The organism is Pannonibacter sp. XCT-53, from assembly GCF_009915765.1.
Classification (GTDB): Bacteria; Pseudomonadota; Alphaproteobacteria; order Rhizobiales; family Stappiaceae; genus Pannonibacter; species Pannonibacter tanglangensis.
This window is the reverse complement of record NZ_JAABLQ010000001.1, coordinates 2,552,874-2,577,423: the sequence shown is the minus strand read 5'-3', so window position 1 is coordinate 2,577,423 and position 24,550 is coordinate 2,552,874. Positions and strand designations below refer to the sequence as shown.

Below are 24,550 nucleotides of genomic sequence, written 5' to 3'. Positions count from 1 at the left end.
GCTTGGGCCATCGATAACGCCCGTTTGCAGTGCGTCCGGTCCATCCCGCATGTGGAACCCCTCTCCCCCTCAAGGGGGAGAGGACGTTTGCGGAACGGCCTGCGGCTCAAGGACAATCCCGGTTTGCCATCGGCTCGTTGATGCCAAGGGCCAAGGTTCCCCCAGCGTCACCCAATTGTCGTCAAGCTCAAGTATCGCTCCCCTCGACAGGGTCCTTATCCGGCGACGGAATCGCACCGGACAGGGTCTCGCCGATCCGCCTGATCGACGCGGATGTTGAGGAGGAGCGCATGCCCGCAAGCACTCTCGAAGCCTCCAAGGCCCGGCTGAAGAAAGCCGTGCATCGCTCCAGCGCCACGTCGCGCGAGGGCATTCTGGAGCGCCTGTTCACCTTCGCCTTCAAGGGTCTGGTCTATCCGCAGATCTGGGAAGATCCGGATGTCGACATGCAGGCGCTGCAGCTGCGGCCGCATTCCCGCATGGTCACGATCTCGTCCGGCGGCTGCAACGTCATGTCCTACCTGACCGCCGATCCGGCCGAGATCACCGCCGTCGATCTCAACCGCGCCCATGTGGCTCTCGGGCGTCTCAAGCTGGCGGCCGCGCGCCATCTGCCGAACTACGACAGCTTCTACCGCTTCTTCGGCGAGGCAGACGAGAAGGGCAACATCGCCGCCTATGAGCGCTTCCTGAAGCGCAACCTCGACGAGGAGACCCGCGCCTACTGGGAAGGCCGCGACATCACCGGCTGGGGCCGCAAGCGCATCACCCTGTTCTCGCGTGACCTCTACCACCACGGTCTGCTCGGCTACTGCATCGGTGCCGGCCATCTCGTCGCCCGGCTCTACGGCATCGACCCGAAGCACTTCGTCCGTGCCCGCTCCCTCGATGAGCAGCGCAGCTTCTTCGACACCGCCCTTGCTCCGCTGTTCGACAAGCGGCTCGTGCGCTGGGCGACGTCCAAGAAGATGTCGCTCTACGGCCTCGGCATCCCGCCCGCCCAGTACGAGGCGCTGGTCAGCGCCAGCCCCACCGGCAGCATGTCGGACGTGCTGAAGCAGCGGCTGGAAAAGCTCGCGTGCGACTTCAAGCTCTCCGACAACTACTTCGCCTGGCAGGCGTTCAACCGCGGCTATGCCCCGGCGGCGGCCCAGGGCGGCACCGGCGAGGCCGGCCCGCTGCCGCCCTACCTGCGGCGCGAGCATTTCGAGACGATCCGCGCCCGCGCCGACCGGGTGCAGGTGGTCAACCGCTCCTTCACCGAGCATCTCGAGGGGGAGCAGGAGGCGAGCCTCGACGCCTATGTCCTGCTCGATGCGCAGGACTGGATGACCGACGACCAGCTCAACGCCCTGTGGTCGCAGATCACCCGCACGGCCCGTCCGGGCGCGCGCGTCATCTTCCGCACCGCCGCCGAGCCGACCCTGTTGCCGGGCCGCGTCGCCGATGCCATCCTCGACCGCTGGACCTACGAGGAGGCCGAGAGCCTCGAGCTTGGCCGCAAGGACCGCTCGTCCATCTACGGAGGCTTCCACCTCTATGTCTTCAACGGATAACGACGCCGGCCGGACCAGCCAGGCCGCGGCGCTGATGGACCAGGTCTACCGCCACCAGCGCCACATCTACGACCTGACGCGCAAGTACTATCTCCTCGGTCGTGACCGTCTGATCGACCGGCTGGAGCCGCCCGTCGGCGGCACGGTGCTGGAACTTGGCTGCGGCACGGGGCGCAATCTCATCGCCGCCGCCCGCCGTCATCCCGCGGCGCGGTTCTACGGCCTCGACATCTCGGCCGAGATGCTGGAAACCGCCCGGGCGAACATTGCCCGGGCTGGCCTGTCCTCGCGCATCACGCTGGCCTGCGCCGATGCGACCACCTTTGACGCCGAGGCCCTGTTCGGGCGCGCCACCTTCGACCGCGTGTTCTTCTCCTATGCCCTGTCGATGATCCCGCCCTGGCGCGAGGCTCTGGCGGCAGGGTACGGCGCCGTGGCTCCGGGGGGCGTGCTGTCGCTGGTCGACTTCGGTCAGCAGGAGCGGCTGCCCCGCTGGTTCCGCACCTTGCTGCTCGCCTGGCTGGCCAGGTTCCACGTCTCGCCCCGGGCGGAGACGGCAGAGGCGGTGGCCGCGCTGGCCGAGGCCCGGGGGGCAACCGCCTCGGGCGGCCCGCTCTATCGCGGCTATGCGGTCTGGGCCGAACTGCGCCGGCCCCCCGTCGCCTGAGACGAGGTTTCGATGAGCCCACGCCTCGATGAGCCTTGCTCATCGGGCGTTGCCCAGGCTGGTCGAGCGCTGCTCGGGCCGGTGCGGCGTCTGCGCCTTTTCAAGGCGTGAGGCGGCGGCCGCCCGGCGCCCTGGCATGTCGGCGCCCCGGCATTGTCGGCGCCCTTGTATGTCGGCGCCCTGGCATGAACGCGCCCGGGGACGGCCGGCTTACGGCCGTCGCCTCCGCCTCAGGCCGGTGTCACTCGCCGGCGACGAAGTAATGCAGCGTGCCGTCCGGGCCGATGCCGACGCGGTAGAACAGCCAGGCGCCATAGGCATCCATCTCGGCAAAGTCGCCGGCGGTGATGATCCGGTACATCTCCACCTTCTGCTGCGGCGACAGCTTGTCGAAGGGATAGCGCGCGAAATACGGCCAGACATACATTTCCTGCGGCGTGCCGGCATCGGTCTTCACCCAGCCGGCCTCCAGCACGTCGAGCAGGATCGCCAGGATCTCCTGTCCGTTGCCGTCGCCGCTCGAGGCCCTCAGGAACTCTATCGGGTCGCCGATCTCCGTCAGCGACAGCGTCGGCATCATCTCGTTGCCTTCCAGCACCATGCGCATCTTCTCGATGTCGCCGGAGCGGGCGGCCTCGATCAGCTGGTCGCGCATCCGCGCCACCGGAGCCGGCAGCTCGGCAGTGCCATACTTGACGTCGGGCACGGGAAGCTGGTTCTGCGGCGAGACCCGGTCTTCGACCAGTCCATCCTCCTCGGCCGGCGCCTCCTCGCCCGGCGTGGCCGGCAGCTGGTCCGTCGGGATCTGCGGTCCGGTGGACGGGCCCGTCACCGGCGGCAGCACCGAGGGCGCCGTGGCCGGATCGCCTGCCCCCGGCTGCACGTCGATGGACTGGGACGCGCCGGGCTGCGAGGCGCCCGCAGGGGTTTCCCCGGGCGCGGGCGCACCGGGCTGGGCCGCGTCGCCATTCGGTCCCTGCGGTGCGACCCGGATCGTCTCGGTGCGCACGGTCGCAGCTGCGGCGGGCCCGGCAAGGACCGTTCCGGCGACGAGAAGGGCGAGGCAGACACGAACCATGCAGGACAGTCCCGATTCCGGTTTAACTGCTTCTACATACAGGAATGGGTACAGTTTCGGCCATACATAAGAAGGCATGACTGGCTTGCTTCCTTTCCCGCGGGCGATCCGCTACACGGCGGGGCAAATCCTGTCGACGCGTGTGCGCTGGAGCCCATGACAACCCACCTGGCCTATGCCGTGATCGGCCTCTTCATCGGGCTCCTGACCAGCGCGCCCGTCGGTCCCGTCAACATCATGGTCTTGCGCCGCGCCTTTCGCGGCGGCTTCCTCGGCGCCTTCCTGACCGGGATGGGCGCGGTGGTGGCCGATTCCATCTTTGCCGCTGCCGCCATCTTCGGCGTGTCCACCGTGGGCGACTTCATGGAGGGCAACCGCCACATGCTCCAGATCGTCGGAGCGGTGGTGCTGGCGATCTTCGGCATCGTGCTCCTGCGCAGCCACACCCATGTCGACCGGGGGCCGCAGGCGCCGCTCGACCACACGGTGCTGCGCGACATGCTCGCCGCCTTCGCCATGGCCATCACCAATCCCGGCGCGGTTCTGGGCTTCCTTGCGATCTTCGGCGGTCTGGGCAGCTGGGCCCCTGCCCACGAGGACCTCACGGGCACGCTCGTGATGCTGGCCGGCGTCGTCGCGGGCGCCTGTCTCTGGTGGGGGCTCATTGCCGGCGGCGTCGCCGCCCTGCGCGACCGGCTGACCGACCGCTGGCTGGACGGCGTCAACCGGATCGCCGGACTGGCGCTCCTCGCCTTCGCCGGCGTCATCGGCGTCAACTGCCTGCGCGAGTACATTCCCTGACCAGACCGGCCCCGCCCAGTCTGGCCCCGCCCAGTCGGGTTCAAGGCAGTCTGGTCCGGTCGCAAGGCCCGCTCCGGAATCACAAGGCCCGCCGAAGCGGGCCTCTCGTCCTCTCCCGGGGACCTTCGCTTACTGCAGCACGCGGTTGACCGAGTAGTCGCCGCGCTGGATGCGCTCCGGCAGGCCCTCGGCCAGCTTCGCCACCGCATCCTCGCCATAGGTGGACACCAGGTCGGCAAGCGCGGTAAACATCGCCGCGTGGGCCACGGCATCGGTGTCGACGCCGCAGGCAATTGCCTCGGCCCAGGCATCGCTGATGAAACCAAGGGCAGCCCGGCGGATGTCGTCATCCTCCTGAAACTGCATGTCGGCTGCCATGTCGGTGAAATCGTCGTTGGTCATGCTGTCTCTTTGGCTGCTGGCTGCTCCGGCGTGCCGGACCGAAGCACTTGCCCTCTCCCGAATCTGGACAAGACCTTACCATGGTCATTCTTTACGGGAAGCGAGTGTGAAGGCATTCTTAAGATCAGCCCACAAATTATACGATCAAGGTTAAGTCCTTGGTAATCTTTGGCTCTCAAAAACGGCGGATTTCTGCGGTCTGTTAACGGCTGTAGCGGGCCGTCACGTCGCGGATCAGGCTGCTGCCCTCGCTGATGTAGCCGGTCATTGCCTCGCGGGCGGCCGGGGTACAGCTGTGGTAGACAGCGGCAAAGCCCCGGTATCCCTGATTGAACCGCTCGATGAAGCGGCGCTTGCGCGCCTCGTCGGCCGCCTCGGCCGCGAGCAGGGTCTCCATGCGGTCACGCCAGCCCGGTTCGTCGGCGCGCGCGCAGAGCGGGCGCAGGAAATGCAGCGCCCCGAGGATCTCCGACAGGCGCAGCAGCTGGCGCTCGTAGGGGGGCTCGTTCAGCGGCTCCTGCGCCGCGGCCGTCGCCGGGGGCAGGGCCAGCACCAGCAGCGCCATGGCCATGGCCAGCGCCAGGCTCCGCAGGCGCGCAGGCCGGCGCCGCAGCCAAGGCGTCTGGAACCGGGTCTGGAGAAGGATCCGGGATCGGGTCTGGCCGGGGACCGGGCACGAGGTCATGCGTCGCTCCTGCGTGTGGGCGCCGGCCGCTGGCCTGACGCGAGGCGGATCATGTCCCCCCTGAGCCGTCTCGGCAAGCGGTCTGCGGCGCTATCCCATGCTCCTGGCCAGCCGCCGGATCCGCGCGGCCGTGCCGGGCGTCATCTCCAGCGCGTCCAGGTCCGCGATCGGCCACATGAGGACGTCGGCGGCGTCGTCGCCGGCCACGGGCGTCTGCCCCGCCGGGCACTGGCCGGCAAACACCGAGAGCCGGTAGCCCGGATGGCTGGCGGATGCCCCCGTGTCGAAGGTCTCCAGCGGGCCGGCGAGGGGGGCCTCCAGCCCGGTCTCCTCCAGAAGCTCCCGTTCGGCTGCGGCCAGAAGGTCCTCTCCGGCCTCCACCCGCCCTCCCGGCAGGCTCCAGGCCCCGGCGTAGGGGGCCTTGCCCCGCTTGACGAGAAGCACGGCGTCTCCGGCCAGCAGCATCACGCTCACGCCCTGGACGGGTGCGGCGGCCGGGCTCGGGGCCCGGGGGAACGGGGGAGGGGGTGTGTCGGACATGGACCGGTCATGGCAGGCCACGGCGATGCTGGCAAGGGGGGCTGACAAGGGGTGCTGGCAAGGGGTGCTGGCAAGGGGCGCTGGCAAGGGGCGCTGGCAAGGGGCGCAGGCGCCCGGTCGGCTCACGCGAACAGCGCGTCGATCTCGGCCTGGGCCTCTTCGCGGTCCTGCACCGCATCGCGGTCACCGACGTGGCCATGGATGACACCGCTGGCCATGGCGATCAGCGGCTTGACATCGTTCGTTGCCCGTTCGGCCACAGCCTGGGCCACCTGCGACGGGTCGTCGGCCGCGCGCAGCGCCGTCTGGCAGGCGCGGACCGCTTCATTGATCTGCAGCGTCAGGGTATCGAGATGGGTGCGCAGGCGGACCGGGGCCGCATGATAGGCCAGGATGGCAAGCTGGCGTTCGGAGAAGCTCGAGTTCTCGAAATGCGTCTGGTAGTCCGCCGGTTCCCAGGCAAGCACGTCCTCGGCGCATTCCGGCATGGCGGGCAGCATCTCGAGCAGCATCACCACTTCGTTGAAGTGGTTCAGGTAATCCGTGGCAAGGCCGGTCGCCGGATTGATGTTGGCGCGCTGCAGACGATCAGCGGCCAGTTCACCAATTCCCAGCACTGGTTCCTCCACAGCCATGCCCCGTCCTCGGTTGTTTGCTTCCCGCCACCCTACGCCGCCTTCGTTGCCAAAGACCTAACTTAGCGATACCAGTATCTTCGCCCTGATCGACCCGGCAAACGGCCCCTTTCGCGCCGGATGGGCAGCCGGACGGACCGCCGGGACGGCGCCAGACCCGAGGCAGATCCCCATGTGCGGACGCATGACCCTCACCGCCACGCCCGACGAGGTGAAGCTCGCCTTCGGCTATGCCGACACGCCGAATTTTCCGCCCCGCTACAACATTGCCCCCACCCAGCCGCTGGCCATCGTGCGGCAGGTGCAGGGCCGCCGCCGATTCGGGCTGGTCCGCTGGGGCCTCATTCCTGCCTGGGTCAAGGATCCGGCCGCCTTCACGCTGCTGGTCAATGCCCGGGCCGAGACGGCTGCCGAAAAGCCCTCCTTCCGGGGCCCGATGCGCCATCACCGCTGTCTGGTTCCCGCCAGCGGCTTCTATGAATGGCGCCGCCACGACGGCTCCCGGCAGGCATTCTTCATCCGTCCGAAGCAGGGCGGCCTCGTCGCTTTTGCCGGCCTCTTTGAAACCTGGTCCGACCCGGCCGGCGGCGAGATCGACACCGGGCTGATCCTCACCGTCCCGGCAAACCGGACCGTTTCGGCGGTCCATGACCGCATGCCCGCCGTGCTGGCGCCGGAGCTGTTCGATGCCTGGCTCGACACGGCCCATGTGGACAGCCGCGCGGCCAGCCGTCTGCTGCAGCCGGCGCCGGAGGACCAGTTCGAGCTGATCCCGGTCTCCGCGCGCGTCAACACGTTTGCCAATGACGATGCTGCCGTGCAGGAGCCTGTCGAGGACCGGGGAGCCCCGCCCCCGGCCGCCCCGCGCAAGACCGCCTCGCGCCCCGACGACGGCCAGTTCGACCTTTTCGGCTGAAGGCGCCCGCCGGCGGTGTTGGAGGGGCTTGCCATCTTCCGCAGCGTCATCGTAAAAACTGCGGCACGACAACCAGACGGAAAGGGCTCGGCCCTGGTCTTCCGATGCGTGGGAACAGGGGACAACTGATGGGCGGATCTGCCGCCGTGGCGACCGGCCGTCTTGTCCGGCCCATGACACCCGACGACATTCCGGCCGTTGCGGCGCTGTTCACCCGGGTGTTCCGCCCCGGTGCCGCAGCGCCCGATCCTGCCCTGTCCGCGTATCTCGCCGCGCTCTGCTTCACGGCTCCGGGCTACGCCCCGGACACCGGCAGCATGGTCTATGACCATCCCTGCGTCGGAATCCGTGCCGCCCTGCTCAGCATTCCCCTCCGCTTCCGCTTCGACGGTGCCCCGGTCACGGCCCGTCTCATGGGCTCGTTCATGTCGGACGGGCGCGAGGGGCAGGTCGGGGCCGCGCGCCTGTCGCGCTACTTCCGCGCCCACAACCATGATCTTCTGGCTGCCGACAGCGCCTCGCCGGTCAGCGCCGACCACTGGGTCACCGGCGGGGGGCTGGTGCTGCCGGTGCAGAGCCTCGAATGGCGGCGGGTGTTCCGTCCCGCGCGAGCGGCCGCGCTGCAGCTGCGCCGCAGCCTGCCCCGGATCGGTAGCATGGTGGCCCTGGCCCCGCTCGGCATGGCGGATCGGCCGATCCGCCGCCTGCGTCCCGCGCTCTCCGTGCAGCCGGCAACCGGGCTTGCTGTCGAGCGGGTGGAGGCGGAGGCGTTCCGGCTGGCGGTCGAGCCGATGCTCGCCCGCTTTCGCCTGCGCCCGGACTGGGACCGGGCCGAGTTCGACTGGCTGACGGCGCAGATCGACCAGAACCACCGGCTCGGCCAGGTGCAGTTCCGCCTGGTGCGTGACGTCACTGGCGAGCCGATGGGCGGCTTCCTGTTCTGCGGGCGTTCCGGCCACCATGCCGAGGTGTTCAACATCCTCTGCCGCCCGGCTGCGGAAAACGACACCGTCGCGGCCATGCTCGCCGACCTGGATGCGGAGGGCTATGCGGTGGCCGGTGGCATTGCCCAGCCCTTCCTGATGACCGCGCTGCAACGGCACCGCTGGCTGACGCTCAGGCACCGCGGCTTCTTCTGCATCGCCAGCCGCCATGCCGCCGTGATGGAGGCAATCCGCGCCGACAGCCTTTATGTCGGCGGTCTTGCCTCCGAGAGCTGGAGCCGTCTGCAGGCCGATTTCTGAGCCTGTCCGGTTCCCCGGCCCGAGGCCTGACCCCGGGTCCGTCCGTCGCTCTCCCTCGCCGGCGCCCCGGTGTTCTGCCTCGGCCTTGCCCTTTTCCCGCTGTCCATTTGCACCCGGGGCGGCTATGAGGCGTCGCAGGCATGCAGACGAAAGGCACGACATGAGCGGATTTGACGAGGAAGCCCTGGCCGAGGTGTACAACCGCGGGCTGGAGCTTGAGAAGGCCGGCGACCTCGCGGCGGCGGCCGAGGCCTACCGTCAGGCCCTCGTCCTGGACCCGGAAGATCACTGCGGTGCCAGCATCCGGCTGGCGGCAATGGGCGCTGCCCCCGCGCCGGATCGCATGCCGGATGCCTATGTCGCCACGCTCTTCGACCAGCACGCCGACGTGTTCGAGGCCATTCTCGTCGACCAGCTGCAATACTGCGTGCCGCTGCTGCTGCGCGAGCAGCTGCGCGCCCACGCGCCGGGGCCCTATGGCAAGGCGCTGGATCTCGGCTGCGGCACCGGTCTCACCGGCGAGGCGCTGGCCGACATCTGCGACACGCTCACCGGCGTCGACCTGTCGGAGCGTATCATCGAGATCGCCTTCGACCGCGAGGTCTACGCGGACCTCTATGTCGGCGAGGCGGTCGAGTTCCTCGAGGACTTCGAGGAGGAGGACGGCAGCCGGCCGGTTTACGACCTGATCGCCGCCACCGACGTCATGCCCTATCTGGGCCGCCTGGAGCGGGTGATGGCGGCGGCGGCCGCGCGCCTGTCTCCCGGTGGCGTGTTCGGCTTCTCGACCGAGACCCTGCCGGAGGCGGACATGGCGGGCCAGCCGGTCGTCGTCGGGCCGAAGCGCCGCTATGCCCATGACCCGGCCTATGTCCGCGCCGGGCTTCAGGCCAACGGCTTCACGCTCCTCGCCATGGACGCGATCACCGTGCGCCTGGAGGATGGCGAGCCTGTGCCGGGACATCTCGTCCTCGCCCGCCGCGCCTGACCTGCACCCGATCTGGCCCTGTTCCGGCCCCGCTCTGGCCCCGTTCTGGCCTGATCCGCCTCTGATCGGCACCGGGTCGCCTGCGCCGTACCGTGCGCAGCCCCCTGTGCCGCCCCCTGTGCCGCAATGTCGCGGGGGACGTGCCGTTACGGCAAAAAACACGGAATCCTGCGGAGTCCGGACCTCCCTGCGGCACATTCTGCCGCAGGGCCATTCGGTCGCACCGCATTGCAGCATCTACGCAGATCCACATATGCCCGTGCAAACGACATCACAGGGACACGGCCATGATGGACACCTTGCTGCTTTCGCGCATCCAGTTTGGAGCGAACATATCGTTCCACATCCTGTTTCCGACGATCACGATCGCGCTCGGCTGGGTCCTGCTGTTCTTCCGCCTGCGCTACAGCGCGACCGGCGACGCCAAGTGGATCGGCGCCTACCGCTTCTGGGTGAAGGTCTTTGCCCTCAGCTTCGCGCTCGGCGTCGTCTCCGGCATCACCATGAGCTTCCAGTTCGGCACCAACTGGCCGGGCTTCATGGAGCGCGTCGGCAACATCGCCGGTCCGCTGCTGGCCTATGAGGTCCTGACCGCCTTCTTCCTCGAGGCCGTATTCCTCGGCATCATGCTCTTTGGCTTCTCCAAGGTTCCGGCCTGGCTGCACACGCTGGCGACCTTCCTCGTCGCCTTCGGCACGACCATGAGCGCCTTCTGGATCCTGGTGCTGAACTCCTGGATGCACACGCCGGCCGGCTTCGAGATGCGCGACGGTGTCGCCTTCGCCACGGACTGGTGGGCGATCATCTTCAACCCGTCGATGCCCTACCGCCTCGTCCACATGCTGCTGGCCAGCGGCCTGACCGTGGCTTTCCTGATGGCCGGTCTCTCCGCCTGGCGCTGGCTCAAGGGCGAGCGCACGGGCGAGCTGCGCGTGGCCCTGCGCACCGGTGTCACGCTGGCCGCCGTCCTCATCCCGCTGCAGATCCTCGCCGGCGACATGCACGGTCTCAACACCCTGCAGCACCAGCCGGCCAAGGTCGCGGCCATGGAGGCCAACTGGGAGACGCGCCCGAACGTGCCGCTCGTCCTCTTCGCGCTGCCCAACAGCGAGACCCGCAGCAACGACTACGAGATCAGCATTCCCAACGGCGCCTCGATCATCCTGAAGCATGATCCGGACGGCGTTGTGCCGGGCCTCAACGACTTCGTCGCCGAGGACGGCACGCCGCTGCATCCGCCCGTCTCGCCCGTGTTCTGGTCCTTCCGCATCATGGTCGGCACCGGCATGGCGATGCTCGCCGTCTCCTTCGCCGCCGCCGTTCTCGTCTGGCGCCGCGGTCAGCTGGAGACGGCCGCCGGCACCTGGGGCCTGCGTGCGCTGGTGCTGATGACCTTCTCCGGCTGGGTGGCGACGCTCGCCGGCTGGTACACCACCGAGATCGGCCGGCAGCCCTGGCTGGTGCAGGGCGTGCTGACCACCGCCGATGCGGTGGCGGCCGTGCCCGCGCCCATGGTCCTGTCCACGCTGGTCGTCTATCTCGCGATCTATGCGGCGCTCATCGCCGCCTATGTCAGCGTCCTGTTCTATCTGGCCGGCAAGGCGGTGAAGGGCTCCCTGGGCCCGGTCGCGCCGGCGCCGCTCGCGCCGGGCCGCCCCGCGCTGCAGCCGGCCGAGTAAGGGGATTGCCATGTTTGCAGAGCACGCCTTCGCGCTCCCGCTGATCTTCGCCGCCCTGATGGGCCTGTCGATCCTCGCCTATGTCGTCCTCGACGGCTTCGACTTGGGCGTCGGCATCCTGTTCCCCTTCGCCGACAACGGCGAGCGGGACCGGATGGTGGCCGCCATCGGCCCGTTCTGGGATGCCAACGAGACCTGGCTGGTGCTGGCCATCGGCCTGCTGCTGGTCGCCTTCCCGGCCGCCCACGGCATGATCCTGACCGCGCTCTACCTGCCGGTGGCCGTCATGCTGGTCGGCCTCATCCTGCGCGGCGTCGCCTTCGAGTTCCGCGCCAAGGTCGCCCCGCCGCAGAAGGCGATGTGGAATGCGGCCTTCTTCGCGGGCTCGCTGATGACCGCGCTGTCGCAGGGCTTCATGCTGGGTCTCTACATCATGGGCCTCGTCTGGACGCCCTTCACCGTCGGCTTTGCCCTGCTCACCGCCGTCTGCCTTGCCGCCGGCTATGCCTTCATCGGCGCCACCTGGCTGATCATCAAGGCGGATGGCGCGCTGCAGAAGAAGGCCGTGCGCTGGGCCCGGCGCGGGCTCTACGGCGTGCTCGCCGGCCTCGGCGCCGTGTCGCTGGCCTCGCCGCTGGTCAGCCCGCGCATCTTCGACAAGTGGTTCACCGTGCCGGACGTGCTCTTCCTCGCGCCGCTGCCGCTGCTGGCCGTGGCGCTGGTGGCGATGATCTACGTCTCGCTGCGCCATCTGCCCGACAGCCGCGACCGCTTCGCCTTCGTGCCCTTTGTCGCGGCGACCGTCCTGTTCGCGGTCTGCTTCGCCGGCCTCGCCTTTTCCTTCTACCCCTATGTGGTGCCGGAAAAGCTGACCATCTACGCCGCCGCCAGCGCCCCCGAAAGCCTCGCCATCATCCTTGTCGGCACCATCTTCGTGCTGCCGGTCATCATCGGCTACACGGTGCTGTCCTACTTCATCTTCCGCGGCAAGGCCGGCGAGCTGCGCTACGACTGACCTTTCGGAAGGGAAGCCCCCGCAACGGGTTGCCTCCTCTCTGGCGTCATCCCGGGCGCAGCGCAGCGGAGACCCGGGACCGGAGAGCCCGGGCCTGTCGTCTGCGAGCGCATGGAAAACGCGAGACCTCGCCCCTCCGGTCCCGGCTCGGCGCTCCGCTGGGCTTGGCCGGGATGACTTTGGTGAGGAAGAAGCCTCTCCCCAGACGGAGGCCACGCACATTCCCGTCTTCACAATGGCGTCATCGCCCAAAGCATGATCTCGCCCCGCCCGCGCAACGCGTTAGCTTGAAGTCCGGGTGAAGCCGGAGGGGCGGGCATGCGGTCACTGGTTCTTGGGTTCCTGGCAATCGTGGGTCTGATGGGGCAGGGGGCGCTGATGCCCCAGGCGGCCCTCGCGCAGACCGAGGTCGATCTCGAGCTGATCCTGCTCGCCGATGCCACCGGTTCGATCGACGACGACGAGATCCGCTTCCAGCGCCAGGGCTATGCCGAGGCCATCGTCGACCCCGCGGTTCTGTCCGCCATCACGGGCAACATGATCGGCCGGATCGCGGTCGCCTATGCCGAATGGGCCGGGCCGGGGTCGCAGGACATGGTCGTCGACTGGACGATCATCGACGGCCCCGACAGCGCCGCCGCCTTTGCCGCAGCCCTCACCGAGGGACGCCCGCGCCAGGCCTATGGCCGCAACGCCATCGGCTCGGCGCTCCTCTACGGCAAGGCCCAGCTTGAAACCAACGCCTTCCAGGGCATGCGCAAGGTCATCGACCTGTCGGCCGACAGCGCCGGCAACTGGGGCGGCCCGGCGATCACCGTGGCGCGGGACGAGGTAGTGAAGGCCGGCATCATTATCAACGGCCTCGCCGTCCTGTGCCGCTCCTGCTCCGGCCGTCCCTCGTCCTACGATCTCGAGGCGGCCTTCGGCGAGCTGATTATCGGCGGCCCGGGCTCCTTCGTCGTCAGCGCCGAGAATGCCCAGAGCTTTGCCGCCGCCGTGCGCCGCAAGCTCATCCTCGAGATTGCCGGCGATGTCCCGGCGGGGCGTCTGGCGCGCGTCACCGGTCCGGACCGCGCCGCAGGCCTGACCCCGCCCGCCCGCTGAGGTCCGCAGGCGGGCGCGCCCGCCCGCCGTCCTGTCCGCGGGCCTTACAGCACGCGGCCGGGGTTCAGGGTGTTGTTCGGGTCGAAGGCCGACTTGATGCGCTGCATCAGGTCGAGTTCCAGCGGGCTCTTCACCTCCCGCAGCAGGTCGCGCTTCAGCCGGCCGATGCCGTGCTCGGCGGAGATGGAGCCGTTGAACTCGTGCACGATGCCATGCACCAGCGCGTTCATCTCGTCCCAGCGCGCGATATAGGCTTCCTTGTCCGCCCCGACCGGCTGGCTGACGTTGAAGTGGATGTTGCCGTCACCCAGATGGCCGAAGGGCACCGGGCGGCAGCCGGGGACCATGGCCTCGACGGCGGCAATCGCCCTGGCGAGGAAGGCCGGGATCGAGGCGACGGGCACGGAGACATCGTGCTTGATCGAGCCGCCCTCGGCGCGCTGCACCTCCGACATGCCGTGGCGGATGTGCCAGAAGTCCTGGGCCTGGGCCATGGATTCGGCAAAGGCCGCATCCTCGACGAGACCCTTCTCGTAGGCTTCGCCCAGGATCGCTTCCAGGAGATCGCGCACCGGGAAAGCCTCGGTGCCTGAGGACAGCTCCATCAGCACGTACCAGGGATGGGGGCCGGCGAGCGGATCGCGGGCGCCGGGCAGATGGCGGAGGCAGAACTCCAGCCCGATGCGCGGCATGATCTCGAAGCCGGTGAGAATCGGTCCGGCCTGCGCCTTGGCGGTCGAGAACAGCTCCAGCGCCGCCTCCGGGCTCGACAGGCCGATGAACGCGACTTCCAGCTTCTTCGGCTTGGGGAAAAGCTTCAGCGTGGCGGCCGTGATCACCCCCAGCGTGCCCTCGCCACCGATAAACATGTGTTTCAGATCGTAACCGGTGTTGTCCTTGCGCAGGGCGCGCAGGCCGTTCCAGACGTCGCCATTGGCGAGCACCACTTCAAGGCCGAGGACCAGGTCGCGGCTGTTGCCATAGGCCAGCACGGCGGTGCCGCCGGCATTGGTGGAGAGGTTGCCGCCGATCTGGCAGGACCCCTGCGAGCCGAGCGCCAGCGGGAACAGCCGGTCCACGGCGTCCGCCTCGCGCTGCAGCGTCTCCAGCACCACACCGGCCTCGACGGTGATGGTGAAGCCCTGCGGATCGACATCGCGCACGCGGTTCAGCCGGGCGAGGGAGAGAACGATTTCGTCCCCGGATTCCTTGGGGATCTGGCCGCCGACAAGGCCCGTGTTGCCGCCCTGCGGCACGATCTTGAGGCCGTTGGCGTCGGCATGTTTGAGCACCGCGCTGACCTCCTCCACCGTGCCCGGACGCAGCACCATCGGCGTCACACCCTGATACAGGTCGCGCCATTCGACCAGATAGGGCGCCTTGTCGGAGGCGGCGGTCAGCACATTGGCGGCACCGATCAGCTCGGCAAAACGGGCGGCATGGTCGAGTTCAGCCATTCACGTCACTCCTCGCGCAGGCCCCTTCGGCAAGGGCTCCGGACCCGGTTCCGGGCATGCCGGGCGGCTATCATATTGCGGCCTGCCGGTCCAGACTTCGCGTCGCCGCAGTCGGTGCGGGTGACTTGAAGCAGCAAGGGGCCTGTGCCATAGGAGGCCAGCCCGCCGGGCATACGAAAGGCTTACGCATCTGGAGAGAATGATGGCGGAAACGCGCGGACTGATGAACGGCAAACGCGGCCTGATCATGGGCGTAGCGAACAACCGGTCGATTGCCTGGGGCATCGCCAAGGCACTTTCCGACGCCGGGGCCGAACTGGCGCTGACGTATCAGGGCGAGGCGCTGAAGAAGCGCGTGGAGCCGCTGGCCGAGCAGCTGGGCGCCATCGTCGCTGGCCACTGTGATGTGACCGATGCGGCCAGCATCGATGACGTCTTTGCCGTGCTGGAAAAGACCTGGGGCAAGATCGACTTCCTGGTCCATGCCATTGCCTTCTCCGACAAGGACGAGCTGACCGGCCGGTATGTCGACACCACGCCGGGCAACTTTGCCCGCACCATGGACATCTCGGTCTACTCCCTGACCGCCGTGACGCAGCGCGCGGAAAAGCTGATGACCGACGGTGGCTCGATCCTGACGCTGACCTATTACGGCGCCGAGAAGGTGATGCCGCACTACAACGTCATGGGTGTTGCCAAGGCCGCGCTGGAAGCGAGCGTGAAGTATCTTGCCGTTGACCTCGGCCCGAAGAACATCCGCGTCAACGCCATTTCGGCCGGCCCGATCAAGACGCTGGCCGCCTCCGGCATTGGCGATTTCCGCTACATCCTGAAGTGGAACGAGTACAACGCCCCGCTGCGCCGCACGGTCACCATCGAGGAAGTGGGCGACAGCGCCCTGTTCCTCTGCTCCGATCTCAGCCGCGGCGTCACCGGCGAGGTCCAGCATGTCGATTGCGGCTACCATGTCGTCGGCATGAAGGCCGTCGACGCGCCGGACATTTCCGTCGTCAAGGACTGAGCCTGACGGCAGCGGAGCAGGCTGCGGCCTGTCCAAACCCGTCATTCCGGACAAGGCAAGCGAACGCGAGCCGCTGATCCGGAATCCGGCATGTCTGTGCGAGCGCAAGCGAGCCCGTAACAAGACAGGGCTCCACGCAGCGCTCGTCCAGCGCTGTCGCCCGTCGCGCGACTGAGATCTGGATCCCGGATCAAGTCCGAGACAGGTCCCGGATCTTCGCGTCGCTGCGTCCGGGATGACGTGGCGGGCCTGAAATATACTCCCCCGGTCCATCCGCATGGGCCGGGGGCTTCGCATTTATGCGGCCCGCTGCGCCTTGCCGGCATTGACAGGGTCGCTGGCTCTCGGGCACAGGAGCGCGAGCGGCCCCGCCGCTGCCCTCTCGCTGGAGACCCGCATGTCCTCTGGAAAGCCCGCGCGCCTCATCTTCATCCGTCACGGGCAGACCGACTGGAATGCGGAAGGTCGCATGCAGGGGCAGAAAGACATTCCGCTCAACGGCACCGGCCGTGCCCAGGCCAGCCGCAACGGCACGGCGCTGGCAAGCTTCCTCGCTTCCCGCGGTCTGGAAGCCGATGGCTTCGCCTTCGTTGCCTCGCCGCTCGGACGCACCCGCGAGACCATGGAACTCGTCCGCGGAGCCATGGGGCTCGACCCTTCCGCCTATGCGCTCGACGACCGGCTGAAGGAAATCACCTTCGGCGACTGGGAGGGGTTCACGGTCGAGGAACTGGCCCTGCGCGATCCGGATCGGGTAGCGGCGCGGCGGGCCGACAAGTGGGGCTTCACGCCGCCGGGCGGTGAGAGCTACGCCATGCTGTCCACCCGCATCGCCGGCTGGCTGGCAGGGGTGGAGCAGCCGTCGGTGGCGGTGATCCATGGCGGTGTCATCCGCGTGCTGCGCGGCCTGCTGGAGGAGCTTGATCCGGCCGCCATCCCGCGGCTCGACGTGCCGCAGGACGTGGTCTATGTCTGGGAAGACGGGCGCCTGTCGCTCGTCTGAGTGACCGCGTCCCGCCGGTCGCTTCGATTGGGCTCGGTCCGGTCCGGTTCCGGAGTGGGGAGGTCATCCTGCAGGACACGCTGATCCGCGAGGCGACGGCCGCCGATCTCGCCGGCATTCTTGCCATCTATCCTCGGGCTTTCCCCGACGAGGACCTCGTGCCCGTCGTGCGTGCGCTGGCGGCCCTGCCGGCGGATGAGGTCCTGTCGCTGGTGGCCGAGCGGGCGGGGCAGGTGGTCGGTCACGTCCTCTTCACCCGCTGTCGGGCCGGGCAGGGCGGGCCGGTGGTCGCGCTGCTCGCCCCCTTGTGCGTGACGCCGGAGCTGCACCGGCAGGGCCTCGGCGGGCGTCTTGTCCGCGCCGGTCTTGCCCATCTTGCGGGAGAGGGGATCGCCTATGCGCTCGTGCTGGGCGATCCTGCCTACTACAGCCGCTTCGGCTTCCGGCAGGAGCCGTCCATCGCCACGCCCTATCCTCTGCCTGCTGAGTGGGCGTCCGGCTGGCAGGGCCTCGCCCTGCGCGACAGCTGGCAGGGCCTCTCGCCAACCTGCCTTGTCGTGCCCGCACCCTGGCAGTCGCCGTCCCTCTGGCAACCCTGACCAGCCAACCCCGACCGGGCTTGCGCCCCGGAGGCGGCCCCGAAAAGGGGCCAGAACCGGAGCCGGACCAGGAGACAGACCGGAAGCCAGCGGCCTGCCGGTGCGGATCAGCAGATCACAGGATCTGCAGGTCGTAGAGCTTCTTCTTGCCGCCCTCGACGTCGAAATAGACGCGCACGGTCTGTCCCGGCTTCAGGTCGTCGACATAGAAGTCGACCGGAAACTCGTATTTCTGTCCGTCCGACAGGGTGATCGTGGCGGTGTCCGGGTTGATCTCGACGATCTTGCCCTCGGCTTCCTCGGCTGCGGCTCCCGAAACCTGCGCGCCGACGAGGAAGATGGCGAGGCCGAGCGCGGCCAGACCCTTGTAGATAGACTTCATGTTCAACTCCGACTGGGTCTCGCCCCCCGTGCGACCCCGGGCTGGTGTCACCCCGGACGCTGGCGATCCCTGACTGGTTCCCGCCTGCAGCGGATCACGGCTCATGCCGGAGACGTGATCGACCGCAGCAGGTCGGGCGACTTTATACGTCCCTATATCCCATCCAAAAGGCGTTTTCACGGCAGCCGCCGATTATCCTGTGTGGCGCCGATAGGCCGGCGGCCGCAGACATGCGACACTGACCGGGACGGCGTGTCGGCGGTTGCGCCGCCGCGCCGCAGGAGGACCGAGGACGATGCAGGCACGCGAGGACGAGTTCTATCTGGACCTGCCCGCCTTTTCCGATTTCTACGGCGTGGCCGACGGCCGGGCCTATGCCCCCGTGCCCGACACCTGGCTTGTCGCTGCCGCCGACATTGTCCGCTCGACCGAGGCGATTGCGGCCGGGCGCTACAAGGACGTCAACATGATCGGCGTGGCGGTGATTTCCGCGCTGCTCAACCGGCTGGGGCGCGACCGGCTGCCTTTCGTCTTTGGCGGCGACGGCGCGATGGTGCTGCTGCCCCCTTCGGGCCGGGATGCCGCCGCTGAGGCCCTGTCAGGCGTTGCGCGCCTGGCCCGCGAGGCGGCCGGGCTGGAGTTGCGGGTGGCGCTGATCCCCGTGTCTGATCTCAGGGCGGCAGGGGCCGACATCCGCCTGCGCAAGTTCGAGCTGAGCCCGGGCAACTTCCTCGCCATGGTCAGCGGCGACGGGATGATGCTGGCCGAGCGCTGGCTGAAGGATGAGCTGCAGGGCGCGGCCTACCGCATCGCGGACCCGAACCCCGCGACACCCGATCTCACCGGCTTTTCCTGCAACTGGGAACCGCTGCGCGCCCGCAACGGCCGCATCGTCTCGCTGATGGTCCGGACCACCGAGGCGGCCGGACCGGAGGGCCTTGCCCGGCTGATGCGGGGCCTCAGCGACCATGCCGGCGTCGATGCGCGGGCGAGCGAGCCGCAGGAGGCCCCCGTCCAGGACGAGACGCTGCGCATGCGGGCGGTGCCAGAGAGGCTGGCCACCCAGGTGCGGCTGGCCACCGGCGGCAGCCTGTCGCCACTCCCGATCCTGAGGACGCTGGCGGTGGTCGCGCTGGTCCGCTTCGCCCGCTGGAGCGGCTGGCGGCTCGGATCGCTCGAGCCTGCCCGCTACATGCGCGAGATGCAGCTCAACACCGACTTCCGCAAGTTCGACGACACGCTGCGGCTGGTGATCGACGTAACCGAGGCCCAGGCCGAGGCGCTCAAGGCGTATCTGGCGCGGGAATACGCGTCGGGCCATCTCGTCTACGGCCTGACCGAGGCCCGCGAGGCGCTGATGACCTGCTATGTCTCCGACTTTGCTGCCGGCCAGCACGTGCATTTCGTCGATGGCGCCAATGGCGGTCTGGCGCTGGCCGCGCGTGACTTCAAGCAGCGGCAGGCGGCGCTGGACCAGGCCTGGCAGCGGCCCTTGCCGGGCAGCCATGCCGGTGGCCAATCATTTGACGCTGCCGCCAAACCCGCCTAGAACCGGCCTGCCTTTCCTGTTGTTCCGTCCGGGCTGTCCATGTCGCACAATTCTTTCGGCCATCTGTTCCGTTTCACCACCTGGGGCGAAAGCCACGGCCCGGCCATCGGCTGCGTGGTGGATGGCTGCCCGCCGCTGATCCCGCTGACGGAAGCCGACATCCAGGGCTTCATGGACAAGCGCAAGCCGGGGCAGAACCGCTTCACCACCCAGCGGCAGGAGCCGGACCAGGTGAAGATCCTCTCCGGCGTCATGATCGACGAGGACGGGGTGCAGAAGACCACCGGCACGCCGATCTCGCTCTTCGTCGAGAACACCGACCAGCGCTCCAAGGACTATTCCGAGATCAAGGATCGCTACCGCCCCGGCCACGCCGACTACACCTATGACGCCAAGTACGGCATCCGCGACTATCGCGGCGGTGGCCGCTCCTCCGCGCGCGAGACCGCGATGCGGGTCGCCGCCGGCGCCGTTGCCCGCAAGATCATTCCCGGCGTCACCATTCGCGGCGCGCTGGTGCAGATGGGCCCGCACAAGATCGACCGCGCCGCCTGGGACTGGGCGGAAGTCGACAACAACCCCTTCTTCTGCCCCGATGCGAATATGGCGGCCTTCTACGCCGAGTATCTCGACGGCATCCGCAAGGCCGGTTCCTCCGTCGGCGCGGTCATCGAGGTCGTCGCCGAAGGCGTGCCGGCCGGTCTTGGCGCGCCGCTCTATGGCAAGCTCGACCAGGACATCGCCAGCGCGCTGATGTCGATCAACGCCGTGAAGGCCGTGGAGATCGGCAACGGCTTCGACGCGGCAAGCCTCACCGGTGAGGACAATGCCGACGAGATGCGCGCCGGCGACGGGGCGCCGCTGTTCCTCTCCAACAACGCCGGCGGCATTCTCGGCGGCATTTCCTCCGGCCAGCCGATCGTTGCCCGCTTTGCCGTGAAGCCGACCTCGTCGATCCTCAACCTGCGCCAGTCGGTTACCCGGCAGGGGGAAGAGGTGGACGTGATGACGAAGGGCCGCCACGACCCTTGCGTCGGCATTCGCGCCGTGCCGGTGGGCGAGGCCATGCTGGCCTGCGTCCTGGCCGACCATTTCCTGCGCCATCGCGGTCAGGTGGGCTGAGGCCGGCGTCACCGTCGGGCGGACCTCCCGCCCGTCCGCCTGCGGCACGGCTTGCACGCAAGCCCCGATCCCTGGGTCAGCCTTGACCGCCCGTGCAGACAGGATTGCCCGATGGTGCAATCCTGTCATTTCTGACGATCCTTAAGCCTCCGTTTTCCCTCTGCTTCCGAGACTGCGTCCGGGTGGCCACCGCATGCTGACCGGTGGCCGGGAGGAACCAACGCGTCCCGCGACGGGTGTCCTGCGGCTGCAGGCGCGGCAGGGCGGACGGGACAGGCTTGAAAGGATCAGGACCTTGCGTGCATTGACCATCAACCGGCTGCTGGCCCTTGTCGTGTTCGTGCCCTTGCTGGCCGTGCTGCTGCTGGGCGGTGTGCTGTCGCTGCAGTCCTATCAGGCCTGGCGGACCATGCAGGAGGCCGTCGCCATCCAGAAGCTCGCCCGGGCTGCCGGCGTGCTGGCCCAGTCCCTGCCGGTGGAAGGCTTCCTGCCGCTGCGGTCGGAGGCGAACCGCGATCTCTTCACCCGCGCCCGTGCCGATGTCGACCGGGCCTATGACGACGCCCTGCGCCTCTTCGCCGAGGCCAGTCCGTCGGACCCGGGCCTGAAGGCGATCCATGCCGAGCTGGTCAAGCGCCGGCCGAGCCTCGCCGAATACCGGCGCGCCATCGACGCCGGCACCGCGCCGGCGGATCTCGGCCTGCGCATCCTGCAGCCGATTTCCGCCAACGGCATCGCCATGACCGAGCGCGGGGCAGCGGTGATCGACGACCCGGAGATTTCGGCGGCCCTCGTGACCTTCCACGCCGCCATGCAGATGACGGACGGTGTCCTTATCGAGCGCACGATCGGTGACATCCTCAAGGGCGCGGGCCAGATCGACCAGGGCGCGGTGGCGGGCTATGTCCACGCCCGCGACCTGCAGCAGCTCTTTGCCGCCACCTTCCGCAACCACGCCCCCGCCGCCATGGTGGCGGCCCTCGACGACTTTGACCGCAGTGCCGCAGCCGGAACGCTGGCGGCGACCGCTCCCGTGATCCTCGAGCGCGGTGCCCATGCCGGGACGGCGGCGGCGATGACGGCCTGGAAGTCGGCCATCGGCGAGAAGGAGGACCTGCTTCTGAAGCTCAGCACGGCTGCGGCCGAGGCCTCGCAGACCGTCGCCACCCAGCGCCTTGCGGCCGCCCGCGCCGATGTCCTGCTCTATGTCGGCATCACGCTTGCCGTGTTTGCCGGCGCCGTCGCCGTCAGCCTGCTGATTGCCCGTGTCCTGTCCCGTCTCGTCGGGGATCTGGGCACCAGCCTTGCCCGCCTTGCCGAGGATGATCTGGACAGCGACATCCGCCACACCGGACGCAGCGATGCCGTCGGCTCCATCGCCCGTTCGGCCGACACCCTGAAGCAGCGCCTCGCCGAACGCCGCCACCTCGAGCAGGAGGCCCGCAGCCGCGATGCCAAGGCGGCCGGCGAGCGCCAGCGCCTGATGCAGGCCCTTGCCGACGAGTTCCAGTCCAGCGTCGGCGGCATCGTCATGCGCGTGTCCGCCGCCTCCACGCAGTTGCAGCAGACGGCGCGCGTGCTGACCCGTTCGGCGGAAAGGACATCCGGCCAGGCGAATGCCGTGTCCGGTGCGGCGGCCGAGGCCGGCGACAATGTCGCCTCCGTCGCCAGCGCCGCCGAGGAGCTGGAGGCCTCCGTGCGCGAGATCGCGCGGCTGGTCAACCACTCCCGCGAGATCTCCCGCACCGGCGTCACGCAGGCCGAAAGCACCGCCGCCATCGTGGCCGAGCTGTCGTCGGCCACGGGCCGGATCGGCGACATCGTCGAACTCATCTCCGGGATTGCCGCCCAGACCAACCTGCTGGCGCTGAATGCCACCATCGAGGCGGCCCGCGCCGGCGAGGCCGGCAAGGGGTTTGCCGTGGTCGCGGCCGAGGTGAAGCAGCTTGCCGACCAGACCTCGCGCGCCACGACCGAGATCGGCCAGCAGATCAGCGGCATTCAGGATTCCACCAACCGGGCCGTCGGGGCCATCGGCACCATCACCGCGATCATCGGCGAGATCAGCCAGTCGTCGGCCGGCATCGCCAGCTCCGTCGAGCAGCAGGGCGCGGCCACCCGGGAAATCGCCAAGGCTGTGGCGCTGGCCTCGCGCGGCACCCAGGAGGTTGCGCTGAACATCGGCAGCGTTGCGGAGGCGGCGCAGGACACCGGTGCCAGCGCCTCGCAGGTGCTCGACGCCTCGGCCGACCTGTCCGGCCAGTCGGACCATCTGAACGCCGAGGTCAACCGCTTCCTCGGCAGCATCCGGGCCGCCTGACGGCCCGCAGTGACACCGCATTGGCCGGACGTGGCCCCTGAAGGAACCACGTCCGGCCGTTGCATGTTGTGGTAGGATGCAGGCTCTGGCGGGACGCTGTTGCAACAAGCCAGACAGCTTTCAGTCTCGCTGAAAATTCTCCACCAATTTCCTTGCGGCTGAATAAGTCCTGCGCTAGGGTCGGCGCATGAGACTGGATCATTGGCTTGCACAGACCGGGGAAAGCCGTAGCGCCTTTGCGCGCCGCGCGGGGCTTTCGCCTGCCTCGGTCACCGCGCTCTGCAACGATCCCGGAGCCTGGGTGTCGCGGGACATGGCCCGCAAGATCGCCGAGGCCACGGGCGGGGCCGTGACGCCGAATGATTTTCTCGGCCTTTCCATCACCAAGGAGCATCCCGTGTCCCAGGCCCGTGTAGCCGAAGCGATCCGTGCCTTTGAGCGCGGCGAGATTGTCGTTGTCACCGATGATGACGACCGCGAGAACGAGGGCGACCTGATCGTCGCCGCGACCAAGGTCACCCCGGAGCAGATGGCCTTCATCGTGCGCCACACCTCGGGCATCGTCTGCGCGCCGATGACCGTGGCGGCGGCCAAGCGTCTGCGTCTGGATCCGATGGTGGCCAGCAACGACGCGCCGCTCTCCACCGCCTTCACCATTTCCGTCGATTACCGGCATGGGCTCACCACCGGCATTTCCGCCGACGAGCGCTGCGCCACAGTGCGCGGTCTGGCCAATCCGAACGCCGGCCCCTCCGACTTCGTGCGTCCCGGCCACGTCTTCCCGCTGATTGCCAAGGAAGGCGGCGTGCTGATGCGCTCCGGCCATACGGAAGCCGCCGTGGACCTGTGCCGTCTGGCCGGTCTCGAGCCGGTCGGCGTCATCTGCGAGCTGGTCAATGACGACGGCACCGTCAAGCGCGGCGCCCAGGTGGCGGAGTTCGCCGCCGAGCACGGGCTCAAAATGGTCTCCGTCTCCGACCTCATCGCCTGGCGCCAGCGCACCGAGCGCCTGATCGAGCGCGTCAACGAGCAGCCGGTGCAGACCGTGGCAGGTCCCGCCTATGCCGTCACCTACGCCACGCCTTATGACCCGATGCACCACGTCGCCGTCATCTACGGTGACATTCTTGATGGCCGCAACGTGCCGGTGCGCCTGCAGCTGGAATCGGTGCTGGACGATGTCTTCGGCGCGGCCCAGCCGCTGGATGCGGTCATGCGCAAGTTCTCCGACCGCGGACGCGGCGTGGTCATCTACCTGCGCGAAGGCTCTGTCGGCGTTGCCCGCCAGTCCAGGCGGGCCCGGTCCGAGCTGGAGGCAGCCGAGACCGAAGAACACCGCTCGGCCCAGGCCCGCCAGGAACAGTGGCGCGAAGTCGGTCTCGGGGCCCAGATCCTGAAGGATCTCGGCGTCTCCTCCATCCGCCTCCTGTCCTCGCGCGAGCGCCACTACGTCGGCCTCGAAGGCTTCGACATCAAGATCGAAGCCACCGAACTCATGGAATGACCAGAGCCCCGCGCGACCAGACCGGTTCCCGGCCGGACCTATCACCAGCCAGACCGGCCACGTGCCAGACCGGCCACTTGCCAGACCGGCCACTTGCCAAAGCGGCACCAGCAAGAGCGGTGCCGCGCCGACGGGCCGAAGGGCCCGAGCGCGGGTGATGTATGAACTGCTGGACCTCTGGGCAGCTTGACCGGAGGGGCGGAGGGCCGGAAGAGCGCCGCCCCGCCCCGTCCACCCCGCTGCGCCGTCGTGACGATGCCCATGCCTTGACCTGGCAGCCTTG

23 protein-coding genes are annotated in these 24,550 nt (G+C 68.6%); 16 read left to right on the top strand and 7 right to left on the bottom strand.

The genetic code is table 11. The annotated features are described in order from the left end of the window. The first annotated feature begins 290 nt into the window (after positions 1 to 290). Both GWI72_RS11470 and GWI72_RS11465 read left to right on the top strand, forming a co-directional pair. Positions 291 to 1,556: a DUF3419 family protein gene (locus GWI72_RS11470; protein WP_161708717.1), complete on the top strand. Its 1,266-nt coding sequence runs from the start codon at positions 291 to 293 to the stop codon at positions 1,554 to 1,556. Beyond that, positions 1,540 to 2,223, top strand: coding sequence for a class I SAM-dependent methyltransferase (locus GWI72_RS11465; protein WP_161708716.1), 684 nt, complete (start codon positions 1,540 to 1,542; stop codon positions 2,221 to 2,223). The genes GWI72_RS11470 and GWI72_RS11465 overlap by 17 nt, the downstream gene beginning before the upstream one ends. Positions 2,224 to 2,464: 241 nt before the next feature. Here GWI72_RS11465 and GWI72_RS20005 read toward each other — a convergent pair whose 3' ends face one another. Then, complete coding sequence (locus GWI72_RS20005; RefSeq protein ID WP_209000093.1) at positions 2,465 to 3,301, bottom strand: hypothetical protein; 837 nt, start codon at positions 3,299 to 3,301, stop codon at positions 2,465 to 2,467. Positions 3,302 to 3,457: 156 nt separating this feature from the next. Here GWI72_RS20005 and GWI72_RS11455 point away from each other — a divergent pair, with 156 nt between their 5' ends. Further along, positions 3,458 to 4,102 carry a LysE family translocator gene (locus GWI72_RS11455; protein ID WP_161676351.1) on the top strand — a complete coding sequence of 215 codons (645 nt, stop codon included), beginning with the start codon at positions 3,458 to 3,460 and terminating at the stop codon, positions 4,100 to 4,102. A 129-nt stretch (positions 4,103 to 4,231) separates the two neighbouring features. On the opposite strand, the gene GWI72_RS11450 is transcribed toward GWI72_RS11455, so the two are convergent. The 4 genes from GWI72_RS11450 to GWI72_RS11435 all read right to left on the bottom strand — a co-directional run bounded on the left by GWI72_RS11450 (position 4,232) and on the right by GWI72_RS11435 (position 6,346). After that, positions 4,232 to 4,504 (bottom strand): hypothetical protein, encoded by a 273-nt coding sequence (locus GWI72_RS11450; RefSeq protein WP_161676350.1) that lies wholly within the window; start codon positions 4,502 to 4,504, stop codon positions 4,232 to 4,234. 202 nt (positions 4,505 to 4,706) lie between these two features. Then, positions 4,707 to 5,189, bottom strand: a complete 483-nt coding sequence (locus GWI72_RS11445) for a TIGR02301 family protein (RefSeq protein WP_244314230.1) — start codon at positions 5,187 to 5,189, stop codon at positions 4,707 to 4,709. 90 nt (positions 5,190 to 5,279) lie between these two features. Beyond that, a complete protein-coding gene (locus GWI72_RS11440) occupies positions 5,280 to 5,729 on the bottom strand; it encodes an NUDIX hydrolase (protein ID WP_209000092.1) in 450 nt (149 codons plus the stop codon). A gap of 122 nt (positions 5,730 to 5,851) precedes the next feature. Further along, entirely contained in the window at positions 5,852 to 6,346 is a 495-nt protein-coding gene (locus GWI72_RS11435; protein ID WP_209000091.1) for a hypothetical protein, read from the bottom strand. 190 nt (positions 6,347 to 6,536) lie between these two features. On the opposite strand from GWI72_RS11435, the gene GWI72_RS11430 reads away from it, so the two are divergent. The 6 genes from GWI72_RS11430 (at position 6,537) to GWI72_RS11405 (ending at position 13,310) form a co-directional block, all read left to right on the top strand. Continuing rightward, positions 6,537 to 7,280: an SOS response-associated peptidase gene (locus tag GWI72_RS11430; RefSeq protein WP_161708715.1), complete on the top strand. Its 744-nt coding sequence runs from the start codon at positions 6,537 to 6,539 to the stop codon at positions 7,278 to 7,280. 128 nt (positions 7,281 to 7,408) lie between these two features. Continuing rightward, the gene (locus GWI72_RS11425) at positions 7,409 to 8,524 is read left to right on the top strand and encodes a GNAT family N-acetyltransferase (protein ID WP_161708714.1); all 1,116 of its coding nucleotides are present in this window, start codon (positions 7,409 to 7,411) and stop codon (positions 8,522 to 8,524) included. 160 nt (positions 8,525 to 8,684) lie between these two features. After that, a complete protein-coding gene (locus tag GWI72_RS11420; RefSeq protein ID WP_161676346.1) occupies positions 8,685 to 9,512 on the top strand; it encodes a class I SAM-dependent DNA methyltransferase in 828 nt (275 codons plus the stop codon). 290 nt (positions 9,513 to 9,802) lie between these two features. Further along, positions 9,803 to 11,191 carry a cytochrome ubiquinol oxidase subunit I gene (locus GWI72_RS11415; RefSeq protein WP_161676972.1) on the top strand — a complete coding sequence of 463 codons (1,389 nt, stop codon included), beginning with the start codon at positions 9,803 to 9,805 and terminating at the stop codon, positions 11,189 to 11,191. A gap of 10 nt (positions 11,192 to 11,201) precedes the next feature. Then, positions 11,202 to 12,206: a cytochrome d ubiquinol oxidase subunit II gene (locus GWI72_RS11410; protein WP_161708713.1), complete on the top strand. Its 1,005-nt coding sequence runs from the start codon at positions 11,202 to 11,204 to the stop codon at positions 12,204 to 12,206. 318 nt (positions 12,207 to 12,524) lie between these two features. Next, entirely contained in the window at positions 12,525 to 13,310 is a 786-nt protein-coding gene (locus tag GWI72_RS11405) for a DUF1194 domain-containing protein (protein WP_244314229.1), read from the top strand. A 44-nt stretch (positions 13,311 to 13,354) separates the two neighbouring features. Here GWI72_RS11405 and GWI72_RS11400 read toward each other — a convergent pair whose 3' ends face one another. Then, positions 13,355 to 14,767: an FAD-binding oxidoreductase gene (locus GWI72_RS11400; RefSeq protein WP_161708712.1), complete on the bottom strand. Its 1,413-nt coding sequence runs from the start codon at positions 14,765 to 14,767 to the stop codon at positions 13,355 to 13,357. Between the two features lie 202 nt (positions 14,768 to 14,969). Between GWI72_RS11400 and fabI the strand changes: the two genes are divergently transcribed. The 3 genes from fabI to GWI72_RS11385 all read left to right on the top strand — a co-directional run bounded on the left by fabI (position 14,970) and on the right by GWI72_RS11385 (position 17,390). Next, on the top strand, positions 14,970 to 15,788 hold the full coding sequence (gene fabI / locus GWI72_RS11395; RefSeq protein ID WP_161676343.1) for an enoyl-ACP reductase FabI: 819 nt from the start codon (positions 14,970 to 14,972) through the stop codon (positions 15,786 to 15,788). 397 nt (positions 15,789 to 16,185) lie between these two features. Then, positions 16,186 to 16,791, top strand: coding sequence for a histidine phosphatase family protein (locus tag GWI72_RS11390; protein WP_161708711.1), 606 nt, complete (start codon positions 16,186 to 16,188; stop codon positions 16,789 to 16,791). Then, on the top strand, positions 16,761 to 17,390 hold the full coding sequence (locus tag GWI72_RS11385) for a GNAT family N-acetyltransferase (RefSeq protein WP_161709159.1): 630 nt from the start codon (positions 16,761 to 16,763) through the stop codon (positions 17,388 to 17,390). Before GWI72_RS11390 ends, GWI72_RS11385 begins: the two co-directional genes overlap by 31 nt. 115 nt (positions 17,391 to 17,505) lie before the next feature. Here the strand turns inward: GWI72_RS11385 and GWI72_RS11380 are convergent, their stop codons facing one another. Then, the gene (locus GWI72_RS11380) at positions 17,506 to 17,772 is read right to left on the bottom strand and encodes a DUF1344 domain-containing protein (protein ID WP_161676341.1); all 267 of its coding nucleotides are present in this window, start codon (positions 17,770 to 17,772) and stop codon (positions 17,506 to 17,508) included. 295 nt (positions 17,773 to 18,067) lie between these two features. Here GWI72_RS11380 and GWI72_RS11375 point away from each other — a divergent pair, with 295 nt between their 5' ends. The 4 genes from GWI72_RS11375 to ribB all read left to right on the top strand — a co-directional run bounded on the left by GWI72_RS11375 (position 18,068) and on the right by ribB (position 24,267). Further along, the gene (locus GWI72_RS11375) at positions 18,068 to 19,321 is read left to right on the top strand and encodes a DUF3095 domain-containing protein (protein ID WP_161708710.1); all 1,254 of its coding nucleotides are present in this window, start codon (positions 18,068 to 18,070) and stop codon (positions 19,319 to 19,321) included. Positions 19,322 to 19,360: 39 nt separating this feature from the next. Beyond that, on the top strand, positions 19,361 to 20,443 hold the full coding sequence (gene aroC / locus GWI72_RS11370; protein ID WP_161708709.1) for a chorismate synthase: 1,083 nt from the start codon (positions 19,361 to 19,363) through the stop codon (positions 20,441 to 20,443). A gap of 295 nt (positions 20,444 to 20,738) precedes the next feature. Beyond that, complete coding sequence (locus GWI72_RS11365; protein ID WP_161708708.1) at positions 20,739 to 22,763, top strand: methyl-accepting chemotaxis protein; 2,025 nt, start codon at positions 20,739 to 20,741, stop codon at positions 22,761 to 22,763. A 187-nt stretch (positions 22,764 to 22,950) separates the two neighbouring features. Beyond that, a complete protein-coding gene (ribB, locus tag GWI72_RS11360; protein ID WP_161676337.1) occupies positions 22,951 to 24,267 on the top strand; it encodes a 3,4-dihydroxy-2-butanone-4-phosphate synthase in 1,317 nt (438 codons plus the stop codon). Positions 24,268 to 24,550 lie beyond the last annotated feature (283 nt).

Excerpts from the sequence above, each read along its gene's own strand:
- GWI72_RS11470 (WP_161708717.1), top strand. The coding sequence starts at position 291 with ATGCCCGCAAGCACTCTCGAAGCCTCCAAGGCCCGGCTGAAGAAAGCC.
- GWI72_RS11465 (WP_161708716.1), top strand. The coding sequence starts at position 1,540 with ATGTCTTCAACGGATAACGACGCCGGCCGGACCAGCCAGGCCGCGGCG.
- GWI72_RS20005 (WP_209000093.1), bottom strand. The coding sequence starts at position 3,301 with ATGGTTCGTGTCTGCCTCGCCCTTCTCGTCGCCGGAACGGTCCTTGCC.
- GWI72_RS11455 (WP_161676351.1), top strand. The coding sequence starts at position 3,458 with ATGACAACCCACCTGGCCTATGCCGTGATCGGCCTCTTCATCGGGCTC.
- GWI72_RS11450 (WP_161676350.1), bottom strand. The coding sequence starts at position 4,504 with ATGACCAACGACGATTTCACCGACATGGCAGCCGACATGCAGTTTCAG.
- GWI72_RS11445 (WP_244314230.1), bottom strand. The coding sequence starts at position 5,189 with ATGACCTCGTGCCCGGTCCCCGGCCAGACCCGATCCCGGATCCTTCTC.
- GWI72_RS11440 (WP_209000092.1), bottom strand. The coding sequence starts at position 5,729 with ATGTCCGACACACCCCCTCCCCCGTTCCCCCGGGCCCCGAGCCCGGCC.
- GWI72_RS11430 (WP_161708715.1), top strand. The coding sequence starts at position 6,537 with ATGTGCGGACGCATGACCCTCACCGCCACGCCCGACGAGGTGAAGCTC.
- GWI72_RS11425 (WP_161708714.1), top strand. The coding sequence starts at position 7,409 with ATGGGCGGATCTGCCGCCGTGGCGACCGGCCGTCTTGTCCGGCCCATG.
- GWI72_RS11420 (WP_161676346.1), top strand. The coding sequence starts at position 8,685 with ATGAGCGGATTTGACGAGGAAGCCCTGGCCGAGGTGTACAACCGCGGG.
- GWI72_RS11415 (WP_161676972.1), top strand. The coding sequence starts at position 9,803 with ATGGACACCTTGCTGCTTTCGCGCATCCAGTTTGGAGCGAACATATCG.
- GWI72_RS11410 (WP_161708713.1), top strand. The coding sequence starts at position 11,202 with ATGTTTGCAGAGCACGCCTTCGCGCTCCCGCTGATCTTCGCCGCCCTG.
- GWI72_RS11405 (WP_244314229.1), top strand. The coding sequence starts at position 12,525 with ATGCGGTCACTGGTTCTTGGGTTCCTGGCAATCGTGGGTCTGATGGGG.
- GWI72_RS11400 (WP_161708712.1), bottom strand. The coding sequence starts at position 14,767 with ATGGCTGAACTCGACCATGCCGCCCGTTTTGCCGAGCTGATCGGTGCC.
- fabI (WP_161676343.1), top strand. The coding sequence starts at position 14,970 with ATGGCGGAAACGCGCGGACTGATGAACGGCAAACGCGGCCTGATCATG.
- GWI72_RS11390 (WP_161708711.1), top strand. The coding sequence starts at position 16,186 with ATGTCCTCTGGAAAGCCCGCGCGCCTCATCTTCATCCGTCACGGGCAG.
- GWI72_RS11380 (WP_161676341.1), bottom strand. The coding sequence starts at position 17,772 with ATGAAGTCTATCTACAAGGGTCTGGCCGCGCTCGGCCTCGCCATCTTC.
- GWI72_RS11375 (WP_161708710.1), top strand. The coding sequence starts at position 18,068 with ATGCAGGCACGCGAGGACGAGTTCTATCTGGACCTGCCCGCCTTTTCC.
- aroC (WP_161708709.1), top strand. The coding sequence starts at position 19,361 with ATGTCGCACAATTCTTTCGGCCATCTGTTCCGTTTCACCACCTGGGGC.
- ribB (WP_161676337.1), top strand. The coding sequence starts at position 22,951 with ATGAGACTGGATCATTGGCTTGCACAGACCGGGGAAAGCCGTAGCGCC.